Raw genomic sequence first — 26,731 nt, 5'->3', positions numbered from 1 at the left:
AGACAGCGTGGATCAACAACCCCGCCAAGCGCAGGGAACCCGCACCACAAACCTCATAGCGTCACGACCGTCTCACTGGACTTGAAATCTTCCGCTTGGCCACCCTCGCGGTGATGCAGGCCCTGGTCGGCCGTCGGCACCCCAATGGTCGCGGCGCAGGGGACATCCACCACCGGCCGCCCGGCGGCCGCGATCACGCACCGCGCGGCCTTGGACGCCACCGCCGTCTGGTGGCACACCTGGTTGAGTGGGAAGGACTCCACCAGCTGTGCCTCGGGCAGCGGTGCCGTGACCTCCGGACCGGCTCCCCGGCGAGCACGATCCGCCCCTTGGGTGCGGGCCCACACCTGGCTGGTGAAGCGTAGTCCGAGCAGCGGCTCCAGCTCACGGTACGGCCTACCGAGGGTGGTGGCGAAGACCGCGACGTCCTCCTCGTCCACCTGCGGCTCGGTGAGGAAGTCCAGGACCGGTTGCAGGCCCGCCGCAACCAGGAAGCCCCGGCGGGGTCGCACGAACAGTTCGAACGTCGCCGGAGCGGTCATCTGCTCCGGCAGGCACGAGTGCGCCATCGTCACCTCGTAGAGATCGGTGACCTGTGCTGTCGACATCGCTTTCAACCTCCGGATGCCGGGCCTGCGCGGTGATCCGCCGCGCTATCCGTCTCACGGAACGGACTTCTCCGGGCTGGCTCTTCCCCGCCCGCAGTCGTCCGTGGATGATGGGGGCCTGTTCCGTGTTTCGGGTACGAAGTGAAGGTCGGTAGACCATGAGCGACCATGTCCATGTGCGCCTCCGCCGGGGGCTCGCCGTGAACGACGACGGTGAGCTGGTGGAGCAGTTCGCCTGCCGATGCGGTGAGGAGTGGACGAGGACGCACCCGGTCGAGGGCGGTCAGCCGGACCAGTGACCCCACGGCGTCACCCGGCTCACGGGAGTCCGGTGTCGGCCGTCAGCCTGCGGTGCCACGGACCACCACGACCGGCCAAGGGGCGTGCTGCACGCAGTACTGCCCCCGGCGGAGCCCGGCAGGGCGCCTTGGAAGCCGCCGAGGCCCCGATGTCGTCCTGGCGCCACTGTGTCAGCCGGTCCCGACGATGTCCGGATCGAGCTGGAGCGGATCAGCGCGGACGTGGGGGGCGAGTTGAGGCGGCCGAAGGTGAAGCTGCCCGCGGTCCCCGACGCGGTGGAAGAGGAGGGTATCGGGCTGGCGGAGTCGGGCGGGGAGTCGTCGGTGTGACTCCGCCGGAGTCGGCTGCCACCCTGTGGATGCTCAGAGTCCTTGGGCGAGCAGGAGCTCGTGGGCCAGGCGGCAGCACGGCTCGGGCGTTCGGGGTCGGGCTCCTGGTCGGAAATGTCCGGGCCTGGATGGCCTGGCCGAGGGCCTGGACCTGGGCTTCGAGCAGTTCCAGGCGCGCGACGGTGCTCTCGAGGTCGCGGCCATGGGGGTTCCCCGGCCGGAGGCTGGGGGAGGGTGGAAGACCGTGGGCGGTGTGGGTTCGGTGGTGTGCTCGGTCATGATCGGCTCCGTGGGGGAGGCCTGATCACCCTGGAGGGGTGATCAGGCCGTGGTTTCACGGTGGCGACGTTCATCCGCGGCCGGTCCAGACTTTGCGGGTCAGCCCGCCGGTGCCCTGCGTCGGGCGGAGAGCCCTGGGTGTTCGGCCGGACTCGGCGCGGTGGCTGCCGGGCCCGTCGTCGAACCCTCGGAGAACCGCCATGCAACCGACGCTGGTTCGTTCTGCTCCCGGCCGCGACGGGCCGGCCCGCCCGGCTTCGGGCCGTCGCGGGCAAAGGGGTTGCTCCGATCGCGGTGCGCTCGGTCGCGCAGCAGGATGGAAGGAGATGTTCGAACGGGTGAGGAGGGCCGAGATGGCCGGCGAGTTGCTCCACAGGCGTGCGCACTGGTGGCCTCAGTTCGCGGAGGTGTTCGAAGACTTCCCGTTCGAACTGCGGATGGGTGAGCACATGATCCGGGTCGAGGAGTTCGAGGAGGCCGGTGCGTACGTGGTCAGGGCGGAACTCCCGGGGATCGACCCGGGGAAGGACGTCGAGATCACGGTCGAGGGCGGTGTGCTGACCGTTCGCGCGGAGCGCACCGAGGAGAGGAAGGAGAAGCAGCGCTCGGAGTTCCGCTACGGCTCCTTCACTCGCAGTGTCCGGTTGCCGGAGAGGGTGAACGAGCAGGACATCACCGCGACGTACGACAAGGGTGTGCTGACCGTGAAGGCCCCGATGGGACGGGTCGAGAGGCAGCCGCGTCGGGTCGAGGTCTCCAGCGGCCCCACCGGATGAGGTCCGTCCGGCCAGGCTGATACCGAGGACAGGGCCAGGACGGGCGCGCTCCAGTTGATCCGCAGCGGAATGCCAAAGATCCTGCCCAGCGATACGGAGCCGTTCGTCGTCTTCCGTCGATGTGGCGAGGGCCGTCCATTACCGGCCGGAGCGCCACCCCGCCGTCAGAAGGAGCCACACCAGCACCGCCACCCCGCGCGTCGCTGTCGTCACCGGCGGGTCCGGCGGCATCGGCCGGGTCGCTGCCGAGCGTGTGGGCGCCGACGGCCTGGTGCGTCTGGTCACTGCTCAAGCGGGGACTCGCCAACGTCGCCGGGACCGGCTTGGTCATCGAGCCCGGTGATGGCCCCGCCCGTCAACCCAGTGGCCGCCGGTGACTTACGTGCCCGCGTAGACGGCCCTGCTCTGACCTTTACGGAGGGCTAGGGTCTGGGACGCTGGGTCGCCGGTTGTCGCGGACGCCTGGCCTCGATTTAACGCCCCGTATTGGCCGGACCGTCATCCGGGTCAACGCCATCGGCTGCTCCGTCCGTCCTGAAACTGCGGGCGCTGACCGGCAACGGCGACTTCGCCCCGACACTGGATGAACGGTGCGCCTCCTCGCTTCGGATTGCCAGCCCGTCTTACGCTGCCAAAAGCAGCTCAGGTGACATTGAGGAGCACACCAGTGGGAAACCCGACGACCGCCCCCGGGCAGCCGCTTCCGAGATTCGAGGAGGCCGAGGGCCTGGGCCCGCAGGACGTCCAGTTCGTGCACGATCTCGTGGATGTGCTGGAAAAACACGGGAATCTCGACCGTTTCGGCCTGTGCTTGCTGCACGAACACTTTCCGGTCGCCTCCGACGAGGTCCTGGTCGAGACTCACGACCTCTCGGCGCGTACGCTCCAGATCCGGGTCGAGAAGGCGGATTCGACCGGCCACACCAAACCCTCCCAGTGGCGGTTCGTGAAGACCGGACACGGCAACAGCGGAGGTGCGGTCGAGAGCCACGCCTACCAGGTGATCCTGCAGTGCAGTCCGATCAGCGGGTGTCCGAGAAGCACGAGCACACCGCGTTGAACGAGGACGTCGGCGAGGTGGACGCGAACACCTCGCCGCCGTCACGCGGTTTCGACCCACGAACCGGCAGGACAGCGGCTCGGGCGCTGTGCCCCGTCCTGTTGCTGCTGTTCCTGACGTGGTGGGGAGTTAGACCCGCCCGAGCGGATCCCCCGTCCGTGAGCGGCTGCCATGCGGATCAGCTGACGGCGGCCCATGCGGACGTCGGGCTCAGACTCGCCAACCACGCCCACAACTACGCCGAGGGCCGGGGAGTCATGACCGTCCGCGTGCCCAGGTCCTGGGTGCACGCCGAGGGTCTGCTGCTGCGGAAGGGGTCCGATGCCTACCGCGACGCGATGCGCTGTCTGGTGCGGGACGAGCAGGAGCGCAGGTTGCCGCAGCAGTACCTGCGCACCTCCGAATGGCGCTTGTCCAGCCCGAAGGTGAGTGCGGAGACGGACTCGGTCAGGATCGAGTACCAGACGCTCTTCTTCGTCGAGCGTGGCGGCACGTTCCGCACCGGGCCGTGGGAGGTCGACGTGCGACCCGGGCAGTGGACGTTGTCCCTCGTTCCGCCGACGGCGTTGGAGGAGGCCCACTGGGACAGCGTCACGGTCGACCTGGGCGGCCTGGAGGCCTCTGAGGTGGCGCCCAAACCCTCGAGTGCCGGCAACGGAAGCCTGGTGTGGACCGGCCTCGGCCAGCCTTTGGGGTCGAACACCTCGCCGACTGTACGGGTGTCTCCCCCGTGGCAGCGCGCTTTTGCAGCGGCGAGCAGCAGCAACAGTGCACCGTGGATCATCATCAACAAGATCGGGATGACGGCCTGGTGGGTGGGCATCTCCGCCGCTATCGCGGTGGCCGCCCTTCGCGCCCGCCGCCAGCCGGCCCGCGCCGAGGCCACCGGGGTGGACTCCATGGCCACCGGGCTTGAGATCTGCAGCAGCACGGCCCTGCTGCAGTGGGGGGTGGTCAGCGCCGTCATCATCCTGACCTTCCAGCTGCCGCAGTACGCGCTCCTCGGCCAAGGACCGCTGGAAAATCCTGATCGGACTTCTGATCGGCTGGGCGCTGACGGCCACCGCCCGCCCGAAGAGGACGGTGCTGCTGGCCGCCACGCTGGTGGCGGCGGCCGGCGGGCTGGTGGCCGCACGGCCGTCCCTGTTCGGACTTCCTCAACAGCTCTCTTTCCCCGGGACTTGGCCCGTCCCCAGCCTCGCCCCGCTGCTGGTCATGATCGCGGCGCTGCTGTGGCTGTGGCTGACCGGCCTGGCACTGTGGATCTGGCGGCTCACGCGTGAGGGCTTCCGGCCACAGGCCCGGCCCTGGCGGCTGCGCAGGGCCGGGCCGGCACTGGCCGTCGTCACCCTCCTGCTGCTGGGGTGGGCGTGGTGGACCCTGGACCGCTGGTGGGAGCGGGCCAGCTGGCTGAGCGACCGCGCCGTGCCGGACTACGGCTGGCTGCACCGCTCTTTCCTGAGCGAGCACCTGGTGTCCTACGCGACCCAGATCCCCAGCTGGTGCGGCACGCTGACCTGGATGCTGACGAGCGTCGCGATCGCGGCCCTGCTACGGGCCAGGGACTTGGCGTTCCCCGTGCCGCGCGCGTATCCCACCAGGCTGGACCTCCTCCTGATCGCCGTGTTCTTCGCTGTCGTGGTTGCCTATCGCCAGACCTCGTTGGCGGGCAGCCAGGCAGCGGCCGGCCTCTGGCTGTTCCTGGGCATCGCCGGACTCTACGCCCTGTTGGCGATCGGGAGGCGGTGGGCGGTCCTGGCCCATCACTTCGAGGGGAGCGGGGACACTCCGAGGCTGAGCGAAGCGATCACGGAGGCGGGCCGCTCCGACCTCATCGCACGTGCCCGCCGCTATCGGGAACTGACCGACGAGCTCCGTGGCATGGAGCAGGGGAAGAGCGATGGCGCCGTAAGCCGGCATGCGGCGGAGAAGGAACGGCACGCGGTGGAGCGGGAGCTGAGCGGGCTGCACCGCTGGCGGTCGCCGACCGGAACCCCCGACAGGGCACGGCCCTGGCTGCCCGGCCAGTTCACGGTCGTGGACATCGCCCTGAGCTGGGGCCCCCATGCCAGGTGGTGGGAGAATGCCCGCCGGGCCGCCCTGCTGGCGGCCGCCTTCGGCCTTCCAGGCACTCTCGTCATCGTCTGGTCCTATTACCAGAGTGGGCACCAGTGGATGTACACGGCACAGTATTTCTTCGGAGCACCCGAGATGCTCCGGCAGTTCGTGACCTGGGAACTCGCCTGGGCGGGCGCGGGCCTGGTGCTGGGAGCGCTCTGGCGCCTGCTGCCCGGCCGCCGTGGTCCATCACGCGCCCTGAGCCTGGTCGCCGCCTACACCCTTCTGGTCGTCCTGGGGATCCTGGGCAACCTCATCACCGACCAGCCGCTCGGCAACGTGGCCATCGCCATCAGCCAGATGCTTCTGGTGCTGACCCTCACCGGCCTCGCCATGGATGCGGACACCTTCCATGCCGAGCGGCGCCTTTGGCCCAGTCGTTTCGGACTGCTGCTGTCGATCTACCAGATGCGCGGCTTCTCCGCACAGATCGCCTACGTGCTGGCACAGTTGGTCGCGCTGATCGCGATCGCGAAGTTCTTCATCGGTCCCGACGTCCGGACCATGAAGCCGCCGTAAGAACCGGCCGCGCAAGGGAGCGGCCGTTCGGTCGCGGACTGATCACGAGCCGCCCGGTGCCGGGTGGTGAGCAGTCGTGTGCCGGTGGTACCAAGGAAAGAAGCCGGTGGTACCACAGGTCTGAACATCTCACCATCCTGGCGAGCTGCGCGATGCGGATTGGGAAGCCGTCGCCGAGGAGCCTTCGGCGGGGCCGGTGCAGTTCGCGCTTCCGGAGATTTTGGAGCTGCCCAGAGCAAGGGCTGGCCACGCGGGGTGGCCAGCTCTTGCTGAGCTTGGTGAGCGATGGCGCTTGCCGTGGGGTCCCCTTACGTATCGGCCCTCCGCCAGGCCGGGGCGGCGGTTACGAGGGTGGTGTGCGCCGGGGCCGCGGGCGTACGACCGCGACCGGGCAGATGCCGTAGTGGAGGAGGCCGTGGCTGACCGAGCCGAGGGCCAGGCCGTGGAAGCCGCCCTTTCCGCGTGAGCCGACCACGGCGAGGTCCGCTCGGTCGGAGGCACGGACGAGTTCGGCGACCGGTTTCCCGCGGACCAGGGTCGTCTCGACCTCGACGCCGGGATACCGCTGCCGGAGGGGTGCGAGCTGGTCGTCGAGCTGGCGGCGATGGTCGGCTTCCACCGCGTCCGGAGAGAGCCCGGCCTCGGACGGTTCCGGCGTGGTGGGCATGCTCCAGGCCTGCAGGGCATGGACCCGGTCGCCGCGCAGGGACGCCTCCTCGAAGGCGAACTCCAGAGCGGCGGTGGAGTGCTCGGAACCGTCGGTACCGACGAGGACGCGCCCGTGGCCCGTGGTGATCGCGCCGACCACGACCACCGGGCAGACCGCGTGGCCGGCGACCTGCAGGCTGACGGAGCCCATCAGCAGATTGCCCAGCCCTCCTTCGCCGCGGGCGCCGAGCACCATGCAGCGCGCCCGCTCGGAGGCGTCGCGGAGCACCTCGGCAGGGGAGCCCGGGACTTGGTCGGACTCCACTTCGAGGCCGGGATGGCTCTCCTTGGCGATCGCCGCCGCCTCGGCCAGGATCTCCGCGCCACGGCGACTGAGGCCCTGGGCGCGCCCCGGAGGGAAGAAGGGGAAGTCGGCCTCCCAGCCTGGAAGCACGTGGGCGATCAGCAACGGGCACCCGCGCCGCGCCGCGTCGCTCGCCGCCCACACCAGAGCACGCAGACTCCGCTCGGAGCCGTCCACTCCCACCACCACGGGATCAGTCATCACTCCTCCTGCCCCCGGACATCCGCTCCCGGCCGGGCCGCGCTCCCGGGATGCGGGATCATCCCGGCCGCCGCGAACGCGCACCGGCGACGACAGCCGGGCGCACACCCGATGCGGGAGACCGCTTCCACCACCCCCCTCCAGGCTCCGCCTAGGGGGCGTAACCTGCCACAGGAGAGCCCGGATGCCTTGTCACGCCGGTCCGCCCGCCGCGCGTGACAGCGACGGGCCAGTGGGTGCCGCGGTGCCGGTCCTGGACGGCCGCCCAGCGGCGCCGTACCGCGTCCTCGTGCTCGGTCTGCTCCAGGGCCTGGTCCACGATCGTCAGCTCGGCGCTCAGCCGCAGGATCCAGTGCCGGCGGAGGGCTCGGACCCGTCTGCCGGTCCGCTCGGTCTCGGCTGGCCGTCAACGGCTTCGCCCCGGCCGGGCACCCTGCCGGGGCCGTCCTCGCCCTGTACGTCGGCGGGTTCCTGATGGTGCTGTTCTCCCACCCGACGCCCTCGGTCGGGTCGGCCTTGGGGCCCAGGCCTCAGCGCGCAGGGTCCGACGCCGGGGCGGCCACTGCGCGGCCAGGTCCGCGGCCTCTTCGCGTGTGCCGGGTTCCTCGAACAGGTGGGTGGCGCGCGCCCGTCACCCGCAGCCAGGCGCCTGCGGCTGGCTGGACGACCACCGCCATGGCTGCCGGGGCCGTCTCACTCCTGTGCCTGGCCGCCTGGAAGGGCTCAGTCCGCGTGCTGGACCACCACCGCTACGCCCACTGGGACATGGAGTGGAGCCAGGTCGAACGCGCTGCTCCAAGCGACTCCCCAACTGAGCGAATCGGCGCGGCCGGTGATCCAATCCGTCGTCGTCCTGGTCCTGGCCGGGACGGCACATCCCGCCAGCGAGGGAGAGAGTCCGGAAGAAGAGAAAGAGAAGGAGGACTCTGTCCGCTTCTCGCGGAACACGATCGCACGGTGCGCGGCCCTCAGCGCCGCTACTCCATGTCTCAACCCGGAGTCCTTCTTCTACTTATATGATCCCCGTTTCCACCCTCCGGAAACAGATCCGGCCCGGCCGGACGGGGCCGACCGGCCCATGAAGGCCGGGGCGTTCAGCCGCTGCCCGCGCCGGAGACGCATGACACGCTGGTGTGCAGAAGGGTTTGCCGGAAGAGACGGCTGGCCGGCGCCCTGACGGCCGGGCATCGAAGAGTCTGACACCGGGAGGATGCGATGACCATCCCGCGGATTTTGTCGGGCACTGCTCATCCCGCACTCGGCGACGCCGTCTCGGAGGCACTCGGCACCGAGCCGGTCGAGTGCGAGGTGGAACGCTTCCCCGACGGCGAATTGCAGCCCGTCGTCGGCCACGTGCGGGGCGCGGACGTGTACGTGGTCCAGCCCACCGGACCCGCGGTGAACGAGCACCTGTTCGAGCTCCTGCTGCTCCTGGACGCCTGCCGCCGCGCGGGCGCGCAACGGGTCACCGCCGTCGTGCCGTACTTCGGTTACGCCCGGCAGGACCGCCGGACCCGGGCCGGGCAGTCGGTCGGCGCCCGGGTCGTGCTCGACGCACTGGCGGCGGCCGGCGCCGACCGGCTGGTCGTGGTCGACCCGCACACTCCGGCCCTCGAAGCGATGAGTTCCGTCCCCGTGGAGTCACTGACCGCAGTGCCGCTGCTCGCCGACACCCTGGCCGAGCGTGCGCCCCCGGCTGCCGTGGTGGTCTCGCCCGACGTCGGCGCCGTCGAACTCGCCGAGCGCTACGGCGCGTTGCTCGGTCGACCGGTCGCTGTCGTCCGTAAGACCCGCTTGTCCGGCAGCGCCGTACAGGCCGAGGAACTCGTCGGTGACGTCGCCGACCAGCCCATTCTGATCGTCGACGACCTGATCAGCACCGGCGGCACGATCGAGGCGGCCGTCGAGGTCCTGCTGGCCCACGGCGCGGCGCCCGACATCACCATCGCCGCCACCCACCCGCTGTTCGTGGACCGGGCTCCCGCCCGGCTCGCGCGCCTTCCGATCAGTCTGCTGCTGGTCACCAACACCGTTCCCCTGGGCCGCATCCGCACCCTGCCCTACCGCGTGCGGTCCGTGGCGCCGCTCCTTGCCGAGGCCATCGCGCTGCTGCACAGCGGGGAGCCGCTGGACACCCTCCTGATGCGTGCCTGATCCAACGGTCGTGGCCATGGGCCGACAGGGCCTCCTCGGCCAATGCGACGACAAGAGAGGCGGCAATGATCAAGACAAGAAGAAGGCCGCAGACTCGGCGCCGTTGACCACCGGTACGGGCTGCGCCAGGCATCCGGGACACCGTCAGCAGAGCGGCCGCTTTCGAGGCTCTCGTCGAGAAATCGGGCGGGAAGGTGATCGAGAATCTGTGGACGATCGGCGGCCCGCATGACCTGGTAGTGGCGATGGAGACACGGGACGGCGAGACCGCGGCCGCGCTCGACCTCGCGATCGTCTCCCCGGGCAACCTCCGCACTGTCAGTACGCGCGCCTACACCAGCGAAGAGATGGCCGAGCTCATCAAGCGCGCAGGCTGAGAACCGGCGACGGGCACCGTCGTGGCGACCTCGGGGCCCGCGAGACGCCGCTGGCCGCGATGTCATCGCCCGCGAACTCGCTCCTCGACGGACCTCCCTCGGACGTGCCCCGGAGCGGCGACCGCCGTAGGCCGCCGTACGACAACGTCCCGCGGCCACCGGATCAAGACGGGAAGCCGTGCTCGCCGTGGAGGCGGACGAACCTCGCCGCGACGAGCACCCGCTCGCGTTCCAGCCCCGAGGCCGTCCGTCGGAAAGCCACGACGTCCTCCCGGCCGCCCGGCCCGATGGGCTGGACGAGACGGCCACCGGGCCGGAGCTGCTCGACGAGCGGTGGGGGAACATCGGGACACGCGGCCGACACCAATACGGCGTCGTACGGGGCACGCCCGGGCACTCCTTTGCTGCCGTCCCCGACGAACAGCTCAACATTGGTGACACCCTGCCGGTCGAGGTTCTGCCTCGCCTGTGCGGCCAGGTCCGACCACAGCTCGATGCTCACCACATCGGCCGCGAGGTGCGCCAGCAGAGCCGTCTGGAAGCCGAGACCGGTGCCCACTTCGAGAACGTGCTCGTCACCGATGAGGGCGAGGCCCTCGATCATCGCTGCGGACAGCGACGGCTGCGTGGTCACCAGCCCGTGCGGGATCGGGACCGGCATGTTCTGGTACGCGACTTCCTCCTGCGCGGCCGGGACGAACCCCGCGCGCGGGACCGTGCGAATCGCACCGAGCAGCCGCTCGTCGCGGACACCGACTGCGCGCACCGCGCGCACCAGATCCTCCGGGCAAGCCCCGCTCATCTTTTCTCCGCTCCGAACTCGGAACTGTGTGCCGGTTCTTGACGGTACCCAACGGCACAGGGCGGGCGAGGGCGAACCCTTGGCCGACCGCGTCGACGCCCTTGCACCCTGCGGCGCTTTCCCTCCGCTCCTCACCCCAGCCGACCGTCAGCCGTCCGGCCCGCTCGCCCGCGCCGGCGCCGAGTTCGGCGCAGGCAGTGGTGAAGCGCTCGCGGATCCCCTGTCATTCCTCGCCCCGGGGGAGGCGGGGGTGGCAGTAGTCGAGGAACGGCGGCACCGCCTCCGGGCGGACCGGTACCAAGTGCGACGGGTCCGGACCGTCCGGGGGCACCAGGAAGAGCAGGCCGAGGTCGTTGCGCAGCGCCGGGTGGACGGCGTAGTCGTCGATGAAGTCGCCCAGGTCGTACAGGATGCGGTCGGCGACGCCGTGGAAGACACGGGCGGAGTGTCCGGCGACGAGCATCGCCCCGGTGGCCAGGAGCCGGGGCGACGCCGCGCGCACGTGCCGGCGGCCAGCTCCCTGATCCGGGCTGGACCATGGTTCTCCGCAGACTCAGCCCGGCATCGCGTCCCCGGAAGCGCGGCAGGGCCGGGTGGCCCCATCCTTTGGAGACGACCGGACCTTGGACCGGAGCAGGTGGGATGGGCACGGTAGGGCTATGGGAAGGAGAACGAGGTCCACCACGGCGGGTGAGGACCGGACGGTGCACCGCATCGTCCCGAGCCGCCCGTGGAGATCCGGCAGAGCGCAGTCCAGGGCCACGCCGCAGAGGCGCTACTGGAGCACGCCCGCGGCGCCGACCTCCTGGTGGTGGGAGGCCGCGGGTACGGCGGCTTCGAAAGGGCACTGCTGGGGTCGGTGAGCCGGCACTGCGTGGAGCACGCCGCCTGCCCCGTCGTCGTGGTCCCCGCAGCCACAGGCGGACCGTTTCCTAGGAGAACTCGCATGACTACTGGAACAGAGACCGGCACACAGGCCCTGCGAGCGCTGCTCTCGGCATCCGGCCCGTTCCTGTCGGTCTACTTCGACCTCGATCCGCGTCCGGAGATGGGCCTGGACGCCGAGGAACGCTGGCAGGGGCTCTGCCGCAACCTTGCGGCCCAGGGGGCCAGGGCCGACGAGTTGGACGCCCTGACCCGGCGCTTCCTCTCCTCCCAGCCCGGCTCCGGTGTGCTCGCCGCCTTCGCGGCGGGCGGAGAGGTGGTGCACTCGGCCGTCCTGCCGGGCTGCGAGCAAGGGGACCTGGTCCTGCGGGCGCCCCTGCCGCATCTGCTGCCGCTGCTCACCTGGCGCCAGGACCACCCCGCCCACGTGGTGGCTGTCGTCGACCGTACCGGAGCGGACCTGCGGCTCTACCCCGACGGTGCCACGGAAGGCGCCCGCCGGACTGTCGTGGGCCCGGACGACGAGATCGAGCGAAACCAGCCCGGTGGCCGGTCCCAGATGCGTTACCAGCACCGGGCGGAGGACTCCTGGGAGCACAACGCCGTCAAGGTCGCCGAGGCGCTCGGCACGGCGCTGGCCGAGGTGGACGCCCACGTGCTGATGCTGGCCGGCGACGTCCGCGCCCGCCAGTACCTCACCAAACACCTGCCCACCTGGGTCCGCCACGACGTGTCCATCCGGCGGGTCAGCGGCAGCCGCAGCCCGGACGGCGCCTGGCCGCACCGCATGGCCCAGGTCGAGACGGAGACCTGCCGCGCCGGGCGCGAGGCGACCGCAGCCCTGCTGCGTCGGCTCGATGACGAGCGCTCCCCCCGTGGTCACACCGTCGAAGGGGTCTACGCCACCGTGCGCGCGCTCGCCGACGGCGCACTGCGCACCCTGCTGATCACCGACGGCCTCGCCGGTCGCCGCACCGTCTGGTTCGGCCCCGGCTCGACCGACATCGCCGACCAGCCCGCCTCCCTGCCCCCGGACCGCGCGCCGGTGGTTCGGGCGGACCTCGCGGACACCGCAGTGCGGTCCGCACTGCTCACCGGCGTCGACGTACGGGTCCTTCGACCCGGTACACCCGGCGCGCCGGCGCAGGGGATCGGCGGCCTGACCCGCCACACCTGACGCCCGTACGACCACGGCCACGAACAAAGGAACATGGCAACTGAACCAGTGGCCAGCCAGACACCCGAAGTCGAGCTCGAAGCCCAGAGCGACCTCCCGCCCGGCGCGGCGGACCTCGCCCGCACCAAGGTCCTCACCCTCCTCGACTGGATCCGCGAGCCCGTCCTGTCCGTCCGCATCCGGCTCACCCGGATGCACAACATGGACGCCCTCGGCCAGCCCTTCGTCTTCTACACCGACGAGCTCACCGGACGGGGCAACGTCCTCTACCACCGCCACTACGGCCTGATCACACCCTCCGAATAGCGGTCGCAGCTGCAGGTCGGAGAGGGTTTCCAGGACCAGGCGACCGGTGGGTCCGGTGGCGCGGTCGGGCCGTAACCGTAGAAGCCGCGCATGCGAGCTCCACCGCGGTGCGCCTGGGCCCGCCCGACGCACCGAGCGGACCTGTCGGCGGGAAGCCCCGACCTCTCCCCGGGATGACCGCCTCCGGAAGAATTGAACGCGTTCAACTCTCTGCGCTAGGCTCGAAGCCGGAGATGCGGATGAGGGGGAACTCATGAAGATCGTCATTCCCGGCGGCTCCGGCGCGCTCGGAAACCTGCTCGACCGGAGCCTGACGGCTGCCGGGCACCAGGTCGTCGTGCTCAGCCGCCGGCCCGCCGGCCCGCGCCAGATCGGGTGGGACGGCCGTAGCCTCGGCGCCTGGGCGGCGGAGGTCGAGGGCAGCGACGTGGTGCTCAACCTGGCTGGGCGCAGCGTCAACTGCCGCTACACGGCGGAGAACCGGAAGGCCATGATGGAGTCCCGGGTCCACTCCACCCGGGCCGTCGGCCAGGCGATTGCCGCCGCCCGCAGGCCGCCCGCCGTCTGGCTGCAGATGAGCACCGCCACCGTCTACGCCCACCGGCACGACGCCCCCAACGACGAGCTCAGCGGCCTGATCGGCGGCGACGAGCCCGACGCCCCGGCCTCCTGGCGGTACAGCATCGACATCGCCCGGGCGTGGGAGGACGCCCAGGCGGAGGCCGACACCCCGGACACCCGCCGCCTCGCGCTGCGCACCGCCGTGGTCCTCGCGCCCGAGCGCGGCGGCGCCTTCGACGCGCTGTCCTGGCTGGCACGGCTCGGCGCCGGCGGCCCGATCGCGGGCGGCGCGCAGTACGTGTCCTGGATCCACGACCGGGACTTCGTCCGCGCCGTCGAGTTCCTGATCTCCCAGGAGGATCTCACCGGCCCGGTCAATCTCGCCGCCCCGAACCCGCTGCCCCAGCGCGAGTTCATGCGCGACCTGCGGACGGCCTGGGGAGTGCCGCTGGCCCTGCCCGCCGCGCGCTGGATGACCGAGCTCGGCGCCTTCGCGCTCCGCACCGAGACCGAGCTGCTGCTGAAGAGCCGCCGTGTGGTGCCGACCCGGCTGCTGGACGCGGGCTTCACCTTCGAGCACCCGAACTGGCTGCAGGCCGCCCGCAACCTGGTGCGCAGGCTGCGCGGGCGGTAGCGCCGGATCGTGCGGACAGTCACAGCTTCCCGGTGGCGGTTGCCCGACCGGCGCACTACGTCCGCCAGCGGTATCTGGGTCGGCGCACGGTCAATCCGTGGCCGGGGCGCAGGCCAGCAGGTGATCCAGTACCCGGCCGAAGACGAACCGCGCGGCGGACGCCACCACCGGGTCGAAGAACCGGGGCAGGCCGATGATCCGCAGCTCCTCGGCCCAGACCGCCTCGCTGCCCGCGCCCACCGCGCGGACCCGCAGTTCGGCGTGGCCCCGGACGACCCGGCCGCGCTTCTCCAGGCGGCACAGTTCGGGTTCGGTCAGCGCCGTGATCTTCATCGGGTCGTCGAAGCGCACCGGCCCGATGGCCGTCCGGGCCAGGATCACGTCCCCGACCGCCCGGCCGGTGCCGCGCACCGCGGCCACCCGGGTGAACGGCACCCGGTCGCCGTGCCGGGGCCAGACGGTGAGCCGCGCCCAGGCGTCGGACGGCGGGAGCGGGGAGCGGCGGGTCAGCGTGAAATGGGCCATGCGCCACCCTAACGGGACGCCCGCCGGCTCCCCGGCAGCGGTGCCAGCGCCGTCAGAGCGCCGTGAAGCCGTCGACGATCAGGTGCAGGCCGCCGTCCACGTTGCGGGTGTTCACCTGGTCGTACGGATCGGCCACGCGTTGGGGGTGGGCCTACCGATGGGAGTCGACGCCGCCCGGGGTCTCCTGGCTGTGCCGGTTCGTCAGGGAGGCGGGCACCGGCAGGTGCTCCTGATGGTCCGGCGGGTAGAACTGCCGGGCCCAGCGCCGCATCGCGCCGATCGGCCCGTCGCCGGCGGCGAGCCGCGGCGGGGAGAGGTACTTCTTGGTGGACCAGATCGGGAAGTCGTCCGAGGTGAACTCGATGTTGCGCTTGAACATCGGACCGGCCAGCAGCCTGGTCACCGTACGGCTGGCGGCCCGGGCGACCAGCGGCGGCAGCCCGGCCGGCTCCGCCAGGGCGAAGCGGCTCGCCTGGCGCAGCTGCATCCGGGCGGGGGCGACCTGGGTGGCCATCACCAGCGAGCAGATCTGCAGGCCCAGAGAGCGGGTGTGGACGTCCGTGTGCAGCGCGGCAAGGCCGTAGCCGTCGACCTCGACCTCCACCTCGCGCATCCCGACCAGCGGGAACTTCTCCCGCACCCGCATCGAGATGTGGAAGCGCGGCCCGTCGAACTCGACCGGGGCCGCCAACTCGCCCTGCGGCCAGCCGTGCAGGGTGATGAAGTGGCCCAGGTCGAAGGAGTTCTCCATGACGTCCTGGGCGTAGCCGGGCATCTCGAAGGAGGTGTGGCGCAAGGGCTGGTCGTCGAGCAGGTGCCAGGCGGGGATCTCCCAGTCCGGCTCCCGGCCGTCGTGGTGGCGCCAGACGAAGACCGCCTCGTTCACCTCGCGCACCGGCAGCCGGGACAGCGCGGCCCTGGGCGGCGGGGTGTCGTACCCGGTCCGCACGCACCGGCCGTCGGCGTCGAAGGCGAACCGGTGGAACGGGCAGACCAGCTCGCCGCCCTCGACCGCCGCGAGCCCGAGGTGGGCGCCCAGGTGCGGGCAGTACGGGCGCACGGCGCGCAGCCGGCCGTCCCGCAGCCGGTACAGCACCACGTCCTCGCCGGCCAGTTGGCGGGTGATCACCGTGCCGGGCTTGAGCTCGGCGGAGAACGCGAGCGCGGCCCAGCCGTCGGGATAGGGCAGGGCCGGTGGTAGCGCAAGGTCGGCCGCGGTCGGGCGGGAGCTGACGGGGTGGACGTGCGGGTGGGACACGCGGATGAGCCCTCCTGTCGGCCTGTCCGGCGCCGCCCCTCCCAGGCGATTTGCGTCCGAACAGATTGGATTTCAGATGCTAGTCATGGATCAGGGCGCCTCGCACGGCCAACCTCCCAAAGGTCGTAAAGGTCTGATGATCGGTCAGATCCGCGGTGTGGGTCAAAGCTTGGCAAAGTCCGCTCCGCCCTCTAGATGTGCCATTGCACATGTCACATCATTCTCTCCATGAGAAAAGCCATCGCCCTTCTCGCGGCCGCCGCGGCCGTCGCCGCCCTCGGCGGGACCTCCGCCTCCGCCGCATCCGGCGCCGGGCCCGACGGCGCCGACCTCGTGGACACCGGCCAGGGGAAGCTCGTCTGGAGCTCCTGCAACGACACCGCCACCCCTGCGCTCCAGTGCGCGATGCTCGACGTGCCGGTGGACTACGCCGACCCGCGCGGGCGCAAGATCAAGATCAAGCTGAACCGCCTCCCCGCCACCGCGCCCAAGGACAAGCAGCAGGGCCCGATCCTGCTCAATCCCGGCGGCCCCGGCGACTCCGGCCTCTGGATGCCCGCCTACATCTCCGGGCAGATTCCCGCCGACGTCGCCTCCACTTACGACTGGATCGGCTTCGACCCGCGCGGCACCAACGGCAGTGACCCCCATGTCGTCTGCGACGCCCACTACTTCGACGCCGAGCGGCCCGACTACCAGCTGAGCCAGGGAACTTCGAAGGCCTGGCTGAAGAAGGCGGCCGGCTACGCCGCGGACTGCGCGGCCGACTGGTCCTGGCTGCTGCCGCACATGACCACCGTCGACAACGCCCGCGACATGGATAGCATCCGCCGGGCACTCGGCGTGCCGAAGATCAATTTCTACGGCGGCTCCTGGGGTACCTCCCTGGGCTCCACCTATGGCCAGCTCTTCCCCTCCCACGTACGCCGGATGGTGCTGGACAGCATCGTCGGCCCGACCATCAGCTGGTACGACCACAACATCCTCCAGGACAAGGAACACCAGCGCCGCTTCGACGCCTTCGCGGCCTGGACCGCCAATGCGGACTCCGTCTACCACCTCGGCGCCGACGCCGAGGCCGTGAAGAAGGCCTACTACCAGGTCGAGGACACGCTGCGGAAGGACCCGGCGGACGCCGCCCCGGCGCCCGGGAAGATCGGCCCGGCCGAATTCGAGGACACCTTCTATGGCGGCGGCTACAACTTCCTGCGCTGGCCCCGGATGGCCACCGTGCTCTCGGCCTACCTCACCCAGCACGACACCCGGCCGCTGACCATCGCCTACAACAAGTACGCGGCTCCGGGCGCCGACGACGCCACCTTCCCGGCGTACAACGCGGCCCAGTGCACGGAGAACGCCTGGCCGCGCGACTGGGAGTCCTGGAAGAAGGGCCAGGCCAAGGTCAACGCCGTCGCGCCCTTCTATACCTATAACAACATGTGGTACAACGCGGCCTGCATGTTCTGGCCCTACCAGGGCAACCAGGCCGGCCGACTGAAGATCACCGGCAAGGGCCTGCCCCCGGTCCTGCTCTTCCAGGCCACCGAGGACGCCGCCACGCCGTACGAGGGCGGGCTCGCCATGCGCGACGCGCTGCCCGGTTCCAAGCTGGTCGTCCAGAACGGCGGCAGCTTCCACGAGATCCTCTTCCACGGCAACGCCTGCCTCGACGACACCTTCACCGCCTACCTGCGCGACGGCAGCCTGCCCCAGGGCAAGGGGCGGATCGCCAAGACCTGTGCGCCCGAGGCCGATCCGACGCCGGTGTACGTCACCCCGCCGCCGGCCACGGCGAAGGCGCTGACGGCCGCGCCGGAGCGCCTCACCCCCAGTGACCCGGAGGCCGTACGCGGGGTGCTGCGCTAACGCCGCCTCCGTGGGGTGACGGCGCTCAGCGGCGCAGCCGGTGACTCCAGGCTGCGCCGCTGCGCCCGTACGCCGATCGCGGCCTCGACCCGGCCCGCGACCGTCATCCGCGTGCGAGCAGCAGCAGGACGCCGGCGGGGCAGAAGGCCACCATGACCGGCAGGAAGAAGAGCGTGGGGGTGGAGACCAGGGGCTCGAGGCCGAACAGCGGCGAGGGTTCCGCAGGCATGGCGGAATGCTTTGTCGTTGCGGGTGCACAGGGGCGCCAGAGTCAGCGCGATGAGGAAACCCCAGATGGCGAGGAGCATTCCGTTGGCGTCCGGGGCGATGATCCTCCAGCACGGAAGCCAGCTGGCCCCGGCGAGTACGACGATCGGCCGGGGCGGTCCGCTCTGTCCGTGAGCAGGTGTTCAGTCATTCCGTACCCCGCGCGTTCGGTCTGGTCCTCGTCAGTGCCCACTCGGGTCCGTCCCAGTGTCCGTCCGCCCCGCGCGGACGGGCACTTTCGCGTGCTGGCCGCCTCCCCGACAGCGCCGGATGCGCCCGGGTGTGCGCCGGTGCGCCGGGTGGGTGCATATGCTCAAGTTAGTTGTTGAGATACGGACTTGGCGCTTGACGGTGGTGTGGTGGAGCATGGGCGGGCCCGGTCTGTTGCGGCGCGCATGCGCCGCGGCCGGGGCCGCACGCGTGCGGCGAGGGGAGGCGGGTCCGGTGTCCGGTCCGGTGGCACGTCCGTTTCTAATCCGGGGGAGGGCGGTCCCGCTGGCCAGGTACCTGGCGGAGGAGGACATCGAGGGCCTGGTGGCCTGCTCGTGCATCGGGAACGAGGTCACCATCGACCTCGCCGACACCCGGATCCTGGTGAGTCTGGTCGACGTCGCCGGGGTGGTGCGGCTCAACTTCCACATGGTCCAGGACGGTCCGGCCAAGCCCCGTTCCTGGTCGCGCCGACTGCCGAGCGAGACCGAGCCGAGGGAGATCGCCGCTCGGATCGCGCGGGACGTCCGGACACTGGAACGGGAACTGGCGCCGCTGCGCCGTCGGCCGCCGGACGGGCTGGAGCGCCGCTGGCCGGCGACCTAGCTGATGGGGACACCTACGGGGCTGCCAAGTCGGGCTGGTTCTACGAGATCTACGCCCTCGGCGGCATCGACGTCAACGCCGCCGCCCGTCTCAACGGCTACCAGTCTCCCCACCCCTGGAACAAGGAGATCGACTTTCCCGGCGGGGTCAACGGCCCGTATATCAAGGGTGCCTGCAAGTGCCACCCGACCTACACCGACCCGGACACGCAGACCAGCACCTTCGAGTGCCTCGGCTGCAAGTCCAACGCCGACTTCGCGCCCTACAGGAGCGAGGCGGCCGCTCCCTGACAGGCCCGTGGCCTCGGCGCCGTTGACCATCTCCGCGCCCCAAATGGCCCGGGCCCGACGGCACTTCGCCGCCGGGTCCGGGCTCGTCAATAGGTCTGGACCACTGGGGTCTTGGGTGGCAGACTCCATCGGGCTCCGGCGCCTATCGGGTGACGAGCCAGGACAGACTGCCGGTCAGCCCCGTCCGCAGCGCCGGATCCGCCACCGCCGGGGTGGGGTCGGTGGCGACGGCCGTGAGGAGGTGGGGCCACGAGTGCGGGCCGGTCAGGTGCAGCGCGCCGAGGTCGAGCACGGTGCGTCCGTTCAGCTGTGGTTGCTCGCGCCCGTCCAGGTACCAACGCAGCAGGGTGCCGGGAACCGGCAGGTCGACGGTCAGCTGGTCGGCCGCGGTGAGCCAGTTGCCGGTGGAGGTCGGGCTGGTCAGCGGGGTGGCGTGGCGGTAGAAGCCGGCGATCATCGCCTCCCGGCCGGGCAGGTTGAACTCGCGCCCGAGCGATCGCATGATCGAGTTCTCGGTCGGCCGGTACAGTCCCGTTGGGTAGTAGCCGCCGCCCTCGTACGTCCCGACCGTCCCGCCGTCCGGCGAGTCCTGGCCGAGCCAGCGGGACCACTTGCTGCCCTGGTCGCGCATCCGGTCGGCGGTCAGCGTGCTGAGGTTGGCCTCGGGCGGCTCGTCGCCCTGGTAGGTGCCCTGTCCGTCGTAGGCGTACTCGTCGGCCAGCTTGCCCAGCGAGTGCCCCGTCTCGTGCACCGCGATCTGCCCGGACTTGGCGTTGCCGCCCGCCACGGTGGCGATGCCCTCGTAGCCGAGCGGGGACTTCACGTCGTTGTAGCCCGCGCCGCCGTACTTGGCGCTGTTGGCGACCACGATCACCAGGTCCGCCTGCGGGGCCTTCGCGGCGTAGCGCTCGACCGCCTTCTCGTCCACACAGAGCAGCCGTTCCACGCCGTCGCACCAGAAGTACGCGCCGAGCGCGGTGTGCCGTACGGTCGCCCGGTCCGGATCGCCGGAGACTCCGGACTCCGGCGACACGGCGGACACCGCCCAGACGTTGAAGAGGCCGCGGTAGGTGGCGTACGGCTCGACGGCGGTGATCTCGCGCCACTTCTCGTCGGCGTCGGTGCGGAACTTCTCCTGCTCCTGGGCCGAGTAGCCGTCGCCGATCACCACTACGTCCAGCTTGGTGGCCGGGTCGCCGTTGCGGACCAGGGCGGTGACGTCGCCGTCGCCCTCGACGCCGGGCGCGGCCAGGCTGGCGGTCGGGGCGGCGACGTACGGGGAGGCGGTCGGCGCCGTGGCGCGGGAGATGCCGCCGTCCTCGGCGAAGACCTCCACCTGCTGCCGGGGTTGGTCCGCGCCCGGCGCGCTCCAGGCGGGGGCGGTGCCGAGGAGCGTCGCGGCGAGGGCGCTGGTGAGCAGGCCGGCTGCGGCCCTGGTGGTGGTCCTGGTCGCGGTCCTGGTCCTGAGGTGCACGGATGGCCTCCCGGTGGGCGGTGTGTTGGGGAGGCTCCTTCCCTTGTCTGGGACCTGACAACCACTCAGTGGTCGCCCGTGAGCGCCTCCGCCAGGACACGGGCCTGCTCCTCGGTGATGCCGAGCGCGAGCGGGATCTGTCGGGGGCTGTAATCCGAGGAGCAGACCGGGATCGGGCTGTCGGCCGTCACACTCCACCGCGGCTGGTGCTCCAGCTCGGGCTCGTCCACCAGTCGCGCGGCCAACTCCCCGGCGGCGTCGGCCCGGAGGCCGACCGCGACCAGTGCCTCGGCCACTGTTCGCTGGGCCTCCGGGGGAGTGTCGGCGTCGCCCAGTGCCGGGAGGAGCAGCAGGAGCCGCCGTGCCGGGTCACCGAGCCCCTCGGGGTCATGGACGCCGACGCTCTGGGCGAGGGCGGTCAGCTCGGGCCAGCAGAGCCCGGGGCCGGAGCCGTGCGGACCGTACTGCCCGAGGAAGCCCAGCCGGCCCCAGTCCGGGTGGTGGACGAAGAAGTCGATGATGCTCTCGTCCTCGAAGTTCTGGTACGCCACGCAGGCGGTGTGGCCTCGGCCGAACGGCACCCGCACCAACAGCCCCGGCGCCTCGGCGTCGCCGAGCCGCTCCACCATGGCGTCGTAGGCCTCCGCCGGGACGCCGTAGGCCGCCGGTTCCTCGTCGCCGTGGCCCAGAGTCAGGAGCAGATGGGCGAGCCAGAAGGCGGGCTCGCACGCGAGCTGCTCGCCCGCGCGCAGTTCCTCGTCCTCGTACTCGGGGATGTGTACCGCAGCAGTCATGCGCGGCAGCGTAGTGCGCGGCTCTGACGGGGCGGCCGGGCGGGGGTCAGAAGTCGCGGAAGGTGGTGTGGGTGATGGCGGCCACGATCAGCCAGAACGCCACGGCGAGGGCCAGGGTGACGATCAGCGGCCATTGGAAGGTGATCAGGAAGGTGGAGCCCATGACGGTCAAGATCGTGACCGCGGCGGTGTACCCGAGGGCCGTGCCCGCCATGTATTCGATGTCCGCGACCAGCCCGCTGACCAACATCACCAGCCCGACCGCGATCAGCCCGCTGAACTCGACGATCGTCAGGTACGGGGTGCTCGGGGGCTGTGAACGGTGCCCCTGGTAGTTGAGCTCGAACACCTTGCCCCGCAGGATCTTCAGGTCCACGACGGTGCCGGTGTCGACGTCGTCGTAGAACGCCCTGCCGACGTAGTAGCGGCCGGTGGGCGCCGTCTCGCGGGTCACGGTCAGCACGTAGTTCGTCGAGTCGGAGTTCGGCTCCTCCTCCTTCTTCGTCACTCGGCCGCTCTCCAGTGTCACGCAGTCGTCACCCGGCTTGGCCGCCGCGGTGCAGACCGGGGTGGCGCGGTACGCCCGTACCTCCTCGAAGGTGTCGGCGAACCGGACGAAACCGAGCACGGTGAGGGCGAGGCCGACGAGCACGAGCACGACGTGGGCGGCGGACCGGAGCCACTCGCCGCGGTTCGGTGTCGGCTGCGACGCAGCGGGCCGCGGATCGGGCTTTGCTTTCGGCTTCGGGGGCGTGTCCCGCGGGGGTATCGAGTCCTCAGGCATCGTCACCGCCCAGTGTCCGTACGGTCTGCTCGAACATCGTCATCCCCACCGATTCTGCTCTCCCCACCATCCCTGCTGTCCCTGATGTCCCCGCCCGTCCCGTTCGCGCCCGGTGCGAAGCAGGATGCAGACGGGATCATGCCGGGGAGGAGTTGCGCATGCGAGGAATTCCCGCTGGCTGTAGCGGACTTGTACGGCGACGGTCCCGACACGGTGGGTGCTTCGCTCCGGAGGTCTGCCCACTGCCTTCCTCACATGGAACGGACCACCATCCTGAGTAACCTTGTCGAGAGCGGAACCGGCACCACCCCGCAGCGACTCGGTGGTGACCGGCGGTGGGTGGAGGCCGAGGTCGGTCCCGCCTCCTGTTCGCGGGGAACAGGCTTACGGGCCTACGGGGGGTGGGGGAGCGGCCCGCGGGACGTTCGCTCGGCCGCCCCCGCTCCGGAGTGTCCCGCCCCTTGGGGTGGGGGCCGGGGTGGGTGGCGTGGAATACCAGTTCGCGTCCGGGGCGGTCGGGGGCGCCGCGTACGGCGTGCAGGGTGAAGCCGGCCGTGGTGAGGTCGGCTTCTACTTGTGCCCGGGTGCGGAAGCGCAGTGTGGAGGTGGAGGTGATCTCCTGTCCGTTGTGGTGGAAGCGGTAGGTGTGGCGGAAGGTGACCAGTGGCTGGTCGACGGCGAGCAGTTCGAGCCAGTGTTCGACCCGGGTGCCGTCGGGTAGTTCGGTGACGGTCCGGGTGGTATCGGGCTGCCAGTGCCGCCAGGCGCGCCGGGCGGGGTCGCGGGTCTCGAGGGCCAGCACGCCGCCGGGGCGCAGCGTGTGCAGGGCGCGGGTGAGGGTGGTGTGCCAGGCGTGGTCGGTGGTGATCTCCTGGGCGGTGTTGCCGGTCATCAGCACGGTGTCCGCTTCGAGGTGAGTGGGTAGGGCGGTGGCGTCCCCGGGGATCCAGGTGACCGTGTCGGCGCCGGGTTTGGCCCGTGCTACGGCGAGGCTTGCCCGGGCCGGGTCCGCCGCCCACACCCGTACTCCGCGCCGGGCCAGGGCCAGGGCGAGTGCGCCGGTGCCGCAGCCGAGGTCGACCACGCGTCGTGCCCCGATCTCCTGTACCAGGCGCAGGTACGGTGCCAGGTCGGTACGCGGCCCGGTGACGTGGTCGTACAGCGCGGCCAGGCGTGCATCGGTGAACGACTCATTGGCCATACGACACACCGTAGTTCATTCGCCCTGCGGAAACTGAAGTGAGGGAACGTCAACTCATCCTGGTGTACCACGTGATCACATGATCCATTACGTAAGTGCGCTGCCGGGAGCGGAGTTGACCCGATGACCACGGCCTGCCCTGCCTGCCCCGGCTGCGGGGCCCCGGGCGGGGTCGTGCCCGTGCCCGAGGCGCTCCAGGACGCGGCTGCGTCCCTGGACGGGCCCACCCGCACCGCGCTCGCCGTGCGGCACGAACCCCGCCCCGGCCCGCCGCACACGAGCGCGGCGGTGGCGCTGCTGGTCGTGCCGGCGGCGCTGTGGCTTCTGCTGGGGGCGCTGTCCCAGCCGCGCCCCGGCCCGGACTCGTAGCGGTACGGCTGCGCCTGCCGGGTGGGCTATCGGATCGGTTCCTACCTGCTGTCGGCGGTGCTGGGGGTGGCGGCGCTGGTGGTGTGGGCGGTGTCGTTCCGGCGCGCGGCGGCGTGAGCGGGCGTTTGTGGCCGCTCGGCGGGAGCGCTGGTACCGGCTGGTGGGGGTGTGGCGCGGCGGCTGGTGGTGCCGGCGCCCGGCACCGTTGTACGACCGGGGACGTGGCCGGCGTCGGCGGTCGCGGCCGGGCAGTGCCCGGTATGGGTGGCGGGCGCGGCCGGTCAGGGAGCGGCGGGTGCGGCGGGCCAGGAGGTCTGGTAGTAGGCCAGGTGTTCGTCGCGGCCGCTCTCGCGCATGCCGGCGGCGGTCATGACGTGCTGGGAGGCGGTGTTGGCGAGGTCGGTGTCGCCGACGACGCGGGCCGCCCCGTGCCGGCGGGCCAGGTCCAGCAGGGCGCGCAGGGCCTCGGCGGCGTAGCCGTGCCCGCGGGCGGTGGGGGTGAGTCCGTAGCCGACGGTGACGGTGCCCGCGGGGTCGGGGTGGTCGTGGAAGCCGGCGCCGCCGATCGCGCGCCCGTCCGTGCGCAGTCGGATCTCATAGGCGCCGAAGGGGAGTGGGTCGCCGCCCGTGGCGCACACCGCCAGGTGGCGGCGGGCGCCGGCGAGATCGGCGTCGGTGGGATAGTCGGGCGCCCACCGGTCGGCGGTGTCCGGCCGGCGCTCGAGGATGCGGCGGGCCTCGTGTTCGGTCAGCGGGTGGAGAATGAGGCGGTCCGTGACAAGATCGTCCATGTCCAGTGTCGTACCACTGCCCCCGCCCGTGTCGCACGCGGATTTTCGCCCCGCACACACCGGCTGATGCCTGGGTTCCGGACCCCGGGACCTGTCGCCCGGCACCCGGAACCGGCCGCCCGTCCCGTCCTGGCCCGCGAGCGTTTCCGGCGGCGCACTTGTGCCCGTGCGGCCGGGTGTTCCCGCCTTCGGGTGATCCTGGACGGGGTGTCGGCGCGGCCCCGGGCGGGGCGGACGCGAGGTCGGCAGGCGCAGGACGTACCTGCTGGGCGTCAAATGCGCTATGAACGGGCAGATTTAACGCGCGGCTGATACTGACAAGCTCACCGCTGCCCTTGCCTGCTTTGTCGAGGAGGATCCTTCGCTGTGTCTGGTCACTGACCCGCGGACGGGGCGGCGTACCTTGTCGGGGCTGGGGGAGCTGGACTTGGAGGTGGCGGTGGAGAGGGTGCGCCGTGAGGCTGGTGTGGAGGCGGTGGTGGGCTGCCCTCAGGTCGCGTTGCGTGAGGCCGTGGTGGAGGGCGTGAGTGGCTTCGTTTTCCGGCATGCCAAACAGGAGGGTGGCGCGGGCCAGTTCGCGCACATTGTCCTCGATGTCCGACCGGCCGGTGACGGCTTCGCGTTCGCCTGTGCCGTCACGGGTGGGCGGGTGCCGCGTGAGTACGTGCAGGCGGTTGAGGCCGGCTGCCGCGACGCGCTTGCCGAGGGGCCGCTGGGCGGCCATCCCGTCGTCGGTGTCGCGGTCACTCTTACCGACGGGATCGTCCACCCGAAGGACTCCTCCGAACTCGCTTTCCGTACCGCCGGCCGCCTGGGCCTGCGCGAGGCGCTGCGCTCGGCGCGGCTGCAGTTGTTGGAGCCGCTTGCCGAGGTGAGCGCCACTGTGCCCGAGGATGCCCTTGGTGCGGTGTTGGGGGACCTGGCCGCGCGCCGCGGCCGGGTACGGGGCATCGCCTCGGGGCGTGAGGGTGCGGCGCAGGTGAGCGCGCTGGTGCCGCTGGCTGAACTGTTCGGCTACGCGGGCCGCCTGCGTGGCCGCACCCAGGGGCGCGGCACCTTTACCACCCGTCCGGCCGGCTACGCGCCTGCACCGTCGCTCGGGTGAGGCGGCCCGCCCGGCCCCGTCGTTTTTTCGCGGCGGGGCCGGGCGTTACGGCTCGGGGGCAGGCCTTACAGCGCGCCGGTTTCCGCCGCCGCCCACGCCGAGGGGTACAGCGGGCGCCAGCCCAGGTCCCGGCGCGCGGCGGCGGTGGACACCTGGCCTTCCCACGGGTCGAACTCCATCTGCTGCGAACCACCCGGGTGTGTCCGGCCGTTGAGCGTGTGCAGGTCCCAGGCGGTCAGGGGGGCGTCGTCGGACACGTTGTAGGTACGGCCCTCGATGTCCGGGGTCACCACCGCCCGCCATAGTGCCCGCGCCGCATCCGCGTGGTGTACCACCGCCAGGCGCTGGTGCGCGGGCCAGTTCCCGGCCCAGTGCAGCGACTGTGCCAGGTGCGGGTCGCCCTCGCCGTACACGAACGCCAACCGCGCGACCACCAGCGGCAGTTCGTTCCCGATATCGCGCAGGCCGGCCTCGGCCTGCGCCTTGGACGCCGCGTACACGCCCCACGCCTGGTGCGGCGCGAGCCGGTCCTGCTCCACCGCCGGGCGGCCCAGGCCCCGCCCGTACACCAGGTTGGTGCTGGTGTGCACGAACCTGGCCACCCCGGCCTTGGCGGCCTCGCGGCCCAGGGCGACGGCCGCGTCCCGGTTGACCGCCCAGGCCTGCTCGTCCGGCACCCCGCGCAGCGCCGCCGCCACGTTGAGGACCACCTCGGTGCCGTCCAACGCCCGCGCCCGGTCCGCTGGTTCGCACAGGTCCCCGACCACCGTCTCGACATCGCCCAGGCCCTGTGCCTTCGCCCGGTCGCGCACCAGTACTCGCACCGAACCGCCCTGCGCCCCGGCCCACCGCACCAGACGCGGCACCAGCCGCCGTCCCACCGAACCGGTCGCGCCCGTCACAAGAATCCGCGTCATGTGTCCGTCCCTCTGTGGGTGTTGCCCTCTTCGACGTCCGCCAGCCTGCCCGCGCCGGGGCAGGGGCGGCAGAGACCCGTCGAGCCAGGGATCGCCGATCCCTGGCCGCAGCCGCCGGCCGCGGGGCCGGGCCGACCACGCGGACGCGCCCCGGGTCACCGGTGTGCGGCCGCCCC

General features: G+C 71.4%; 27 protein-coding genes and 3 pseudogenes. 17 read left to right on the top strand and 13 right to left on the bottom strand.

The annotated features are described in order from the left end of the window. Positions 1-53 precede the first annotated feature (53 nt). Positions 54-608, bottom strand: a complete 555-nt coding sequence (locus tag ACWC9T_RS33520; RefSeq protein ID WP_449824820.1) for a hypothetical protein — start codon at positions 606-608, stop codon at positions 54-56. Between the two features lie 158 nt (positions 609-766). Between ACWC9T_RS33520 and ACWC9T_RS33515 the strand changes: the two genes are divergently transcribed. From ACWC9T_RS33515 to ACWC9T_RS33490, 6 genes and pseudogenes are all read left to right on the top strand, one after another. Next, positions 767-907: a hypothetical protein gene (locus ACWC9T_RS33515; protein WP_449824819.1), complete on the top strand. Its 141-nt coding sequence runs from the start codon at positions 767-769 to the stop codon at positions 905-907. Positions 908-1,075: 168 nt separating this feature from the next. Continuing rightward, entirely contained in the window at positions 1,076-1,237 is a 162-nt protein-coding gene (locus ACWC9T_RS33510; protein WP_449824818.1) for a hypothetical protein, read from the top strand. 605 nt (positions 1,238-1,842) lie between these two features. Next, entirely contained in the window at positions 1,843-2,292 is a 450-nt protein-coding gene (locus ACWC9T_RS33505; protein WP_449824817.1) for an Hsp20/alpha crystallin family protein, read from the top strand. Positions 2,293-2,959: 667 nt separating this feature from the next. Then, entirely contained in the window at positions 2,960-3,352 is a 393-nt protein-coding gene (locus tag ACWC9T_RS33500) for a hypothetical protein (RefSeq protein WP_449824816.1), read from the top strand. Beyond that, positions 3,304-4,332: pseudogene (locus ACWC9T_RS33495) on the top strand (DUF6185 family protein); the annotation flags it as partial. The gene ACWC9T_RS33500 and the pseudogene ACWC9T_RS33495, both read left to right, overlap by 49 nt. A 43-nt stretch (positions 4,333-4,375) precedes the next feature. Continuing rightward, positions 4,376-5,989, top strand: a complete 1,614-nt coding sequence (locus ACWC9T_RS33490; protein ID WP_449824825.1) for a DUF6185 family protein — start codon at positions 4,376-4,378, stop codon at positions 5,987-5,989. A 343-nt stretch (positions 5,990-6,332) separates the two neighbouring features. On the opposite strand, the gene ACWC9T_RS33485 is transcribed toward ACWC9T_RS33490, so the two are convergent. Then, the gene (locus ACWC9T_RS33485) at positions 6,333-7,202 is read right to left on the bottom strand and encodes a universal stress protein (RefSeq protein ID WP_449824815.1); all 870 of its coding nucleotides are present in this window, start codon (positions 7,200-7,202) and stop codon (positions 6,333-6,335) included. A gap of 1,215 nt (positions 7,203-8,417) precedes the next feature. Here ACWC9T_RS33485 and ACWC9T_RS33480 point away from each other — a divergent pair. Then, positions 8,418-9,356: a ribose-phosphate diphosphokinase gene (locus tag ACWC9T_RS33480; RefSeq protein WP_449824814.1), complete on the top strand. Its 939-nt coding sequence runs from the start codon at positions 8,418-8,420 to the stop codon at positions 9,354-9,356. A 131-nt stretch (positions 9,357-9,487) separates the two neighbouring features. After that, positions 9,488-9,733, top strand: coding sequence for a GYD domain-containing protein (locus ACWC9T_RS33475; RefSeq protein ID WP_449824824.1), 246 nt, complete (start codon positions 9,488-9,490; stop codon positions 9,731-9,733). A gap of 163 nt (positions 9,734-9,896) precedes the next feature. Here ACWC9T_RS33475 and ACWC9T_RS33470 read toward each other — a convergent pair whose 3' ends face one another. Next, the gene (locus ACWC9T_RS33470; RefSeq protein ID WP_449824813.1) at positions 9,897-10,535 is read right to left on the bottom strand and encodes a protein-L-isoaspartate(D-aspartate) O-methyltransferase; all 639 of its coding nucleotides are present in this window, start codon (positions 10,533-10,535) and stop codon (positions 9,897-9,899) included. A 223-nt stretch (positions 10,536-10,758) separates the two neighbouring features. Continuing rightward, positions 10,759-11,037, bottom strand: a complete 279-nt coding sequence (locus ACWC9T_RS33465) for a hypothetical protein (protein WP_449824812.1) — start codon at positions 11,035-11,037, stop codon at positions 10,759-10,761. Between the two features lie 228 nt (positions 11,038-11,265). Here ACWC9T_RS33465 and ACWC9T_RS33460 point away from each other — a divergent pair. From ACWC9T_RS33460 to ACWC9T_RS33445, 4 genes and pseudogenes are all read left to right on the top strand, one after another. After that, positions 11,266-11,433, top strand: a pseudogene (locus tag ACWC9T_RS33460) (universal stress protein); the annotation flags it as partial. A 48-nt stretch (positions 11,434-11,481) separates the two neighbouring features. Beyond that, positions 11,482-12,597: a baeRF2 domain-containing protein gene (locus ACWC9T_RS33455; protein ID WP_449824823.1), complete on the top strand. Its 1,116-nt coding sequence runs from the start codon at positions 11,482-11,484 to the stop codon at positions 12,595-12,597. Between the two features lie 33 nt (positions 12,598-12,630). Continuing rightward, complete coding sequence (locus ACWC9T_RS33450) at positions 12,631-12,903, top strand: hypothetical protein (RefSeq protein ID WP_449824811.1); 273 nt, start codon at positions 12,631-12,633, stop codon at positions 12,901-12,903. A 253-nt stretch (positions 12,904-13,156) separates the two neighbouring features. Further along, positions 13,157-14,098 carry a TIGR01777 family oxidoreductase gene (locus ACWC9T_RS33445; RefSeq protein ID WP_449824810.1) on the top strand — a complete coding sequence of 314 codons (942 nt, stop codon included), beginning with the start codon at positions 13,157-13,159 and terminating at the stop codon, positions 14,096-14,098. A gap of 90 nt (positions 14,099-14,188) precedes the next feature. Here ACWC9T_RS33445 and ACWC9T_RS33440 read toward each other — a convergent pair whose 3' ends face one another. Continuing rightward, positions 14,189-14,623 carry an SRPBCC family protein gene (locus tag ACWC9T_RS33440; protein WP_449824809.1) on the bottom strand — a complete coding sequence of 145 codons (435 nt, stop codon included), beginning with the start codon at positions 14,621-14,623 and terminating at the stop codon, positions 14,189-14,191. Positions 14,624-14,774: 151 nt separating this feature from the next. Further along, positions 14,775-15,887, bottom strand: coding sequence for a Rieske 2Fe-2S domain-containing protein (locus ACWC9T_RS33435; RefSeq protein WP_449824822.1), 1,113 nt, complete (start codon positions 15,885-15,887; stop codon positions 14,775-14,777). A 222-nt stretch (positions 15,888-16,109) separates the two neighbouring features. Between ACWC9T_RS33435 and ACWC9T_RS33430 the strand changes: the two genes are divergently transcribed. Next, complete coding sequence (locus ACWC9T_RS33430; RefSeq protein WP_449824808.1) at positions 16,110-17,747, top strand: alpha/beta hydrolase; 1,638 nt, start codon at positions 16,110-16,112, stop codon at positions 17,745-17,747. A gap of 103 nt (positions 17,748-17,850) precedes the next feature. On the opposite strand, the gene ACWC9T_RS33425 is transcribed toward ACWC9T_RS33430, so the two are convergent. Next, positions 17,851-17,976 carry a hypothetical protein gene (locus ACWC9T_RS33425; RefSeq protein WP_449824807.1) on the bottom strand — a complete coding sequence of 42 codons (126 nt, stop codon included), beginning with the start codon at positions 17,974-17,976 and terminating at the stop codon, positions 17,851-17,853. Between the two features lie 482 nt (positions 17,977-18,458). On the opposite strand from ACWC9T_RS33425, the gene ACWC9T_RS33420 reads away from it, so the two are divergent. After that, the gene (locus ACWC9T_RS33420; protein WP_449824826.1) at positions 18,459-18,830 is read left to right on the top strand and encodes a hypothetical protein; all 372 of its coding nucleotides are present in this window, start codon (positions 18,459-18,461) and stop codon (positions 18,828-18,830) included. Continuing rightward, a complete protein-coding gene (locus ACWC9T_RS33415) occupies positions 18,815-19,120 on the top strand; it encodes a scabin-related ADP-ribosyltransferase (protein ID WP_449824821.1) in 306 nt (101 codons plus the stop codon). The genes ACWC9T_RS33420 and ACWC9T_RS33415 overlap by 16 nt, the downstream gene beginning before the upstream one ends. Positions 19,121-19,262: 142 nt before the next feature. On the opposite strand, the gene ACWC9T_RS33410 is transcribed toward ACWC9T_RS33415, so the two are convergent. The 4 genes from ACWC9T_RS33410 to ACWC9T_RS33395 form a co-directional block, all read right to left on the bottom strand. Continuing rightward, a complete protein-coding gene (locus tag ACWC9T_RS33410; protein WP_449824806.1) occupies positions 19,263-20,594 on the bottom strand; it encodes a M64 family metallopeptidase in 1,332 nt (443 codons plus the stop codon). A gap of 65 nt (positions 20,595-20,659) precedes the next feature. Continuing rightward, positions 20,660-21,388 carry a hypothetical protein gene (locus tag ACWC9T_RS33405; protein WP_449824805.1) on the bottom strand — a complete coding sequence of 243 codons (729 nt, stop codon included), beginning with the start codon at positions 21,386-21,388 and terminating at the stop codon, positions 20,660-20,662. Positions 21,389-21,434: 46 nt separating this feature from the next. After that, positions 21,435-22,046 carry a hypothetical protein gene (locus ACWC9T_RS33400; RefSeq protein ID WP_449824804.1) on the bottom strand — a complete coding sequence of 204 codons (612 nt, stop codon included), beginning with the start codon at positions 22,044-22,046 and terminating at the stop codon, positions 21,435-21,437. A gap of 262 nt (positions 22,047-22,308) precedes the next feature. After that, positions 22,309-23,373, bottom strand: a complete 1,065-nt coding sequence (locus tag ACWC9T_RS33395) for a class I SAM-dependent methyltransferase (protein ID WP_449824803.1) — start codon at positions 23,371-23,373, stop codon at positions 22,309-22,311. 123 nt (positions 23,374-23,496) lie between these two features. Between ACWC9T_RS33395 and ACWC9T_RS33390 the strand changes: the two genes are divergently transcribed. Further along, positions 23,497-23,742 carry a hypothetical protein gene (locus ACWC9T_RS33390; protein WP_449824801.1) on the top strand — a complete coding sequence of 82 codons (246 nt, stop codon included), beginning with the start codon at positions 23,497-23,499 and terminating at the stop codon, positions 23,740-23,742. 281 nt (positions 23,743-24,023) lie between these two features. On the opposite strand, the gene ACWC9T_RS33385 is transcribed toward ACWC9T_RS33390, so the two are convergent. Then, positions 24,024-24,533 (bottom strand): GNAT family N-acetyltransferase, encoded by a 510-nt coding sequence (locus tag ACWC9T_RS33385; RefSeq protein ID WP_449824800.1) that lies wholly within the window; start codon positions 24,531-24,533, stop codon positions 24,024-24,026. Positions 24,534-24,834: 301 nt separating this feature from the next. Here ACWC9T_RS33385 and fusA point away from each other — a divergent pair. Continuing rightward, positions 24,835-25,638: pseudogene (gene fusA / locus ACWC9T_RS33380) on the top strand (elongation factor G); the annotation flags it as partial. 65 nt (positions 25,639-25,703) lie between these two features. Here the strand turns inward: fusA and ACWC9T_RS33375 are convergent. Next, positions 25,704-26,555 (bottom strand): NAD-dependent epimerase/dehydratase family protein, encoded by an 852-nt coding sequence (locus tag ACWC9T_RS33375; RefSeq protein WP_449824799.1) that lies wholly within the window; start codon positions 26,553-26,555, stop codon positions 25,704-25,706. Positions 26,556-26,731: the final 176 nt, after the last annotated feature.

This window comes from Kitasatospora sp. NPDC001159 (assembly GCF_053598235.1).
Note: the sequence above shows the minus strand (reverse complement) of the source record. Positions and strands in the feature narration are given on the sequence as shown.

What these genes read in the sequence shown, in the direction of transcription:
- ACWC9T_RS33390 (WP_449824801.1), top strand. Translation starts at nt 23,497, where the DNA reads ATGACCACGGCCTGCCCTGCCTGCCCCGGCTGCGGGGCCCCGGGCGGG.
- ACWC9T_RS33515 (WP_449824819.1), top strand. Translation starts at nt 767, where the DNA reads ATGAGCGACCATGTCCATGTGCGCCTCCGCCGGGGGCTCGCCGTGAAC.
- ACWC9T_RS33520 (WP_449824820.1), bottom strand. Translation starts at nt 608, where the DNA reads ATGTCGACAGCACAGGTCACCGATCTCTACGAGGTGACGATGGCGCAC.
- ACWC9T_RS33445 (WP_449824810.1), top strand. Translation starts at nt 13,157, where the DNA reads ATGAAGATCGTCATTCCCGGCGGCTCCGGCGCGCTCGGAAACCTGCTC.
- ACWC9T_RS33425 (WP_449824807.1), bottom strand. Translation starts at nt 17,976, where the DNA reads ATGCCTGCGGAACCCTCGCCGCTGTTCGGCCTCGAGCCCCTGGTCTCC.
- ACWC9T_RS33395 (WP_449824803.1), bottom strand. Translation starts at nt 23,373, where the DNA reads ATGGCCAATGAGTCGTTCACCGATGCACGCCTGGCCGCGCTGTACGAC.
- ACWC9T_RS33485 (WP_449824815.1), bottom strand. Translation starts at nt 7,202, where the DNA reads ATGACTGATCCCGTGGTGGTGGGAGTGGACGGCTCCGAGCGGAGTCTG.
- ACWC9T_RS33470 (WP_449824813.1), bottom strand. Translation starts at nt 10,535, where the DNA reads ATGAGCGGGGCTTGCCCGGAGGATCTGGTGCGCGCGGTGCGCGCAGTC.
- ACWC9T_RS33440 (WP_449824809.1), bottom strand. Translation starts at nt 14,623, where the DNA reads ATGGCCCATTTCACGCTGACCCGCCGCTCCCCGCTCCCGCCGTCCGAC.
- ACWC9T_RS33385 (WP_449824800.1), bottom strand. Translation starts at nt 24,533, where the DNA reads ATGGACGATCTTGTCACGGACCGCCTCATTCTCCACCCGCTGACCGAA.
- ACWC9T_RS33505 (WP_449824817.1), top strand. Translation starts at nt 1,843, where the DNA reads ATGTTCGAACGGGTGAGGAGGGCCGAGATGGCCGGCGAGTTGCTCCAC.
- ACWC9T_RS33480 (WP_449824814.1), top strand. Translation starts at nt 8,418, where the DNA reads ATGACCATCCCGCGGATTTTGTCGGGCACTGCTCATCCCGCACTCGGC.
- ACWC9T_RS33375 (WP_449824799.1), bottom strand. Translation starts at nt 26,555, where the DNA reads ATGACGCGGATTCTTGTGACGGGCGCGACCGGTTCGGTGGGACGGCGG.
- ACWC9T_RS33430 (WP_449824808.1), top strand. Translation starts at nt 16,110, where the DNA reads ATGAGAAAAGCCATCGCCCTTCTCGCGGCCGCCGCGGCCGTCGCCGCC.
- ACWC9T_RS33455 (WP_449824823.1), top strand. Translation starts at nt 11,482, where the DNA reads ATGACTACTGGAACAGAGACCGGCACACAGGCCCTGCGAGCGCTGCTC.
- ACWC9T_RS33405 (WP_449824805.1), bottom strand. Translation starts at nt 21,388, where the DNA reads ATGACTGCTGCGGTACACATCCCCGAGTACGAGGACGAGGAACTGCGC.
- ACWC9T_RS33450 (WP_449824811.1), top strand. Translation starts at nt 12,631, where the DNA reads ATGGCAACTGAACCAGTGGCCAGCCAGACACCCGAAGTCGAGCTCGAA.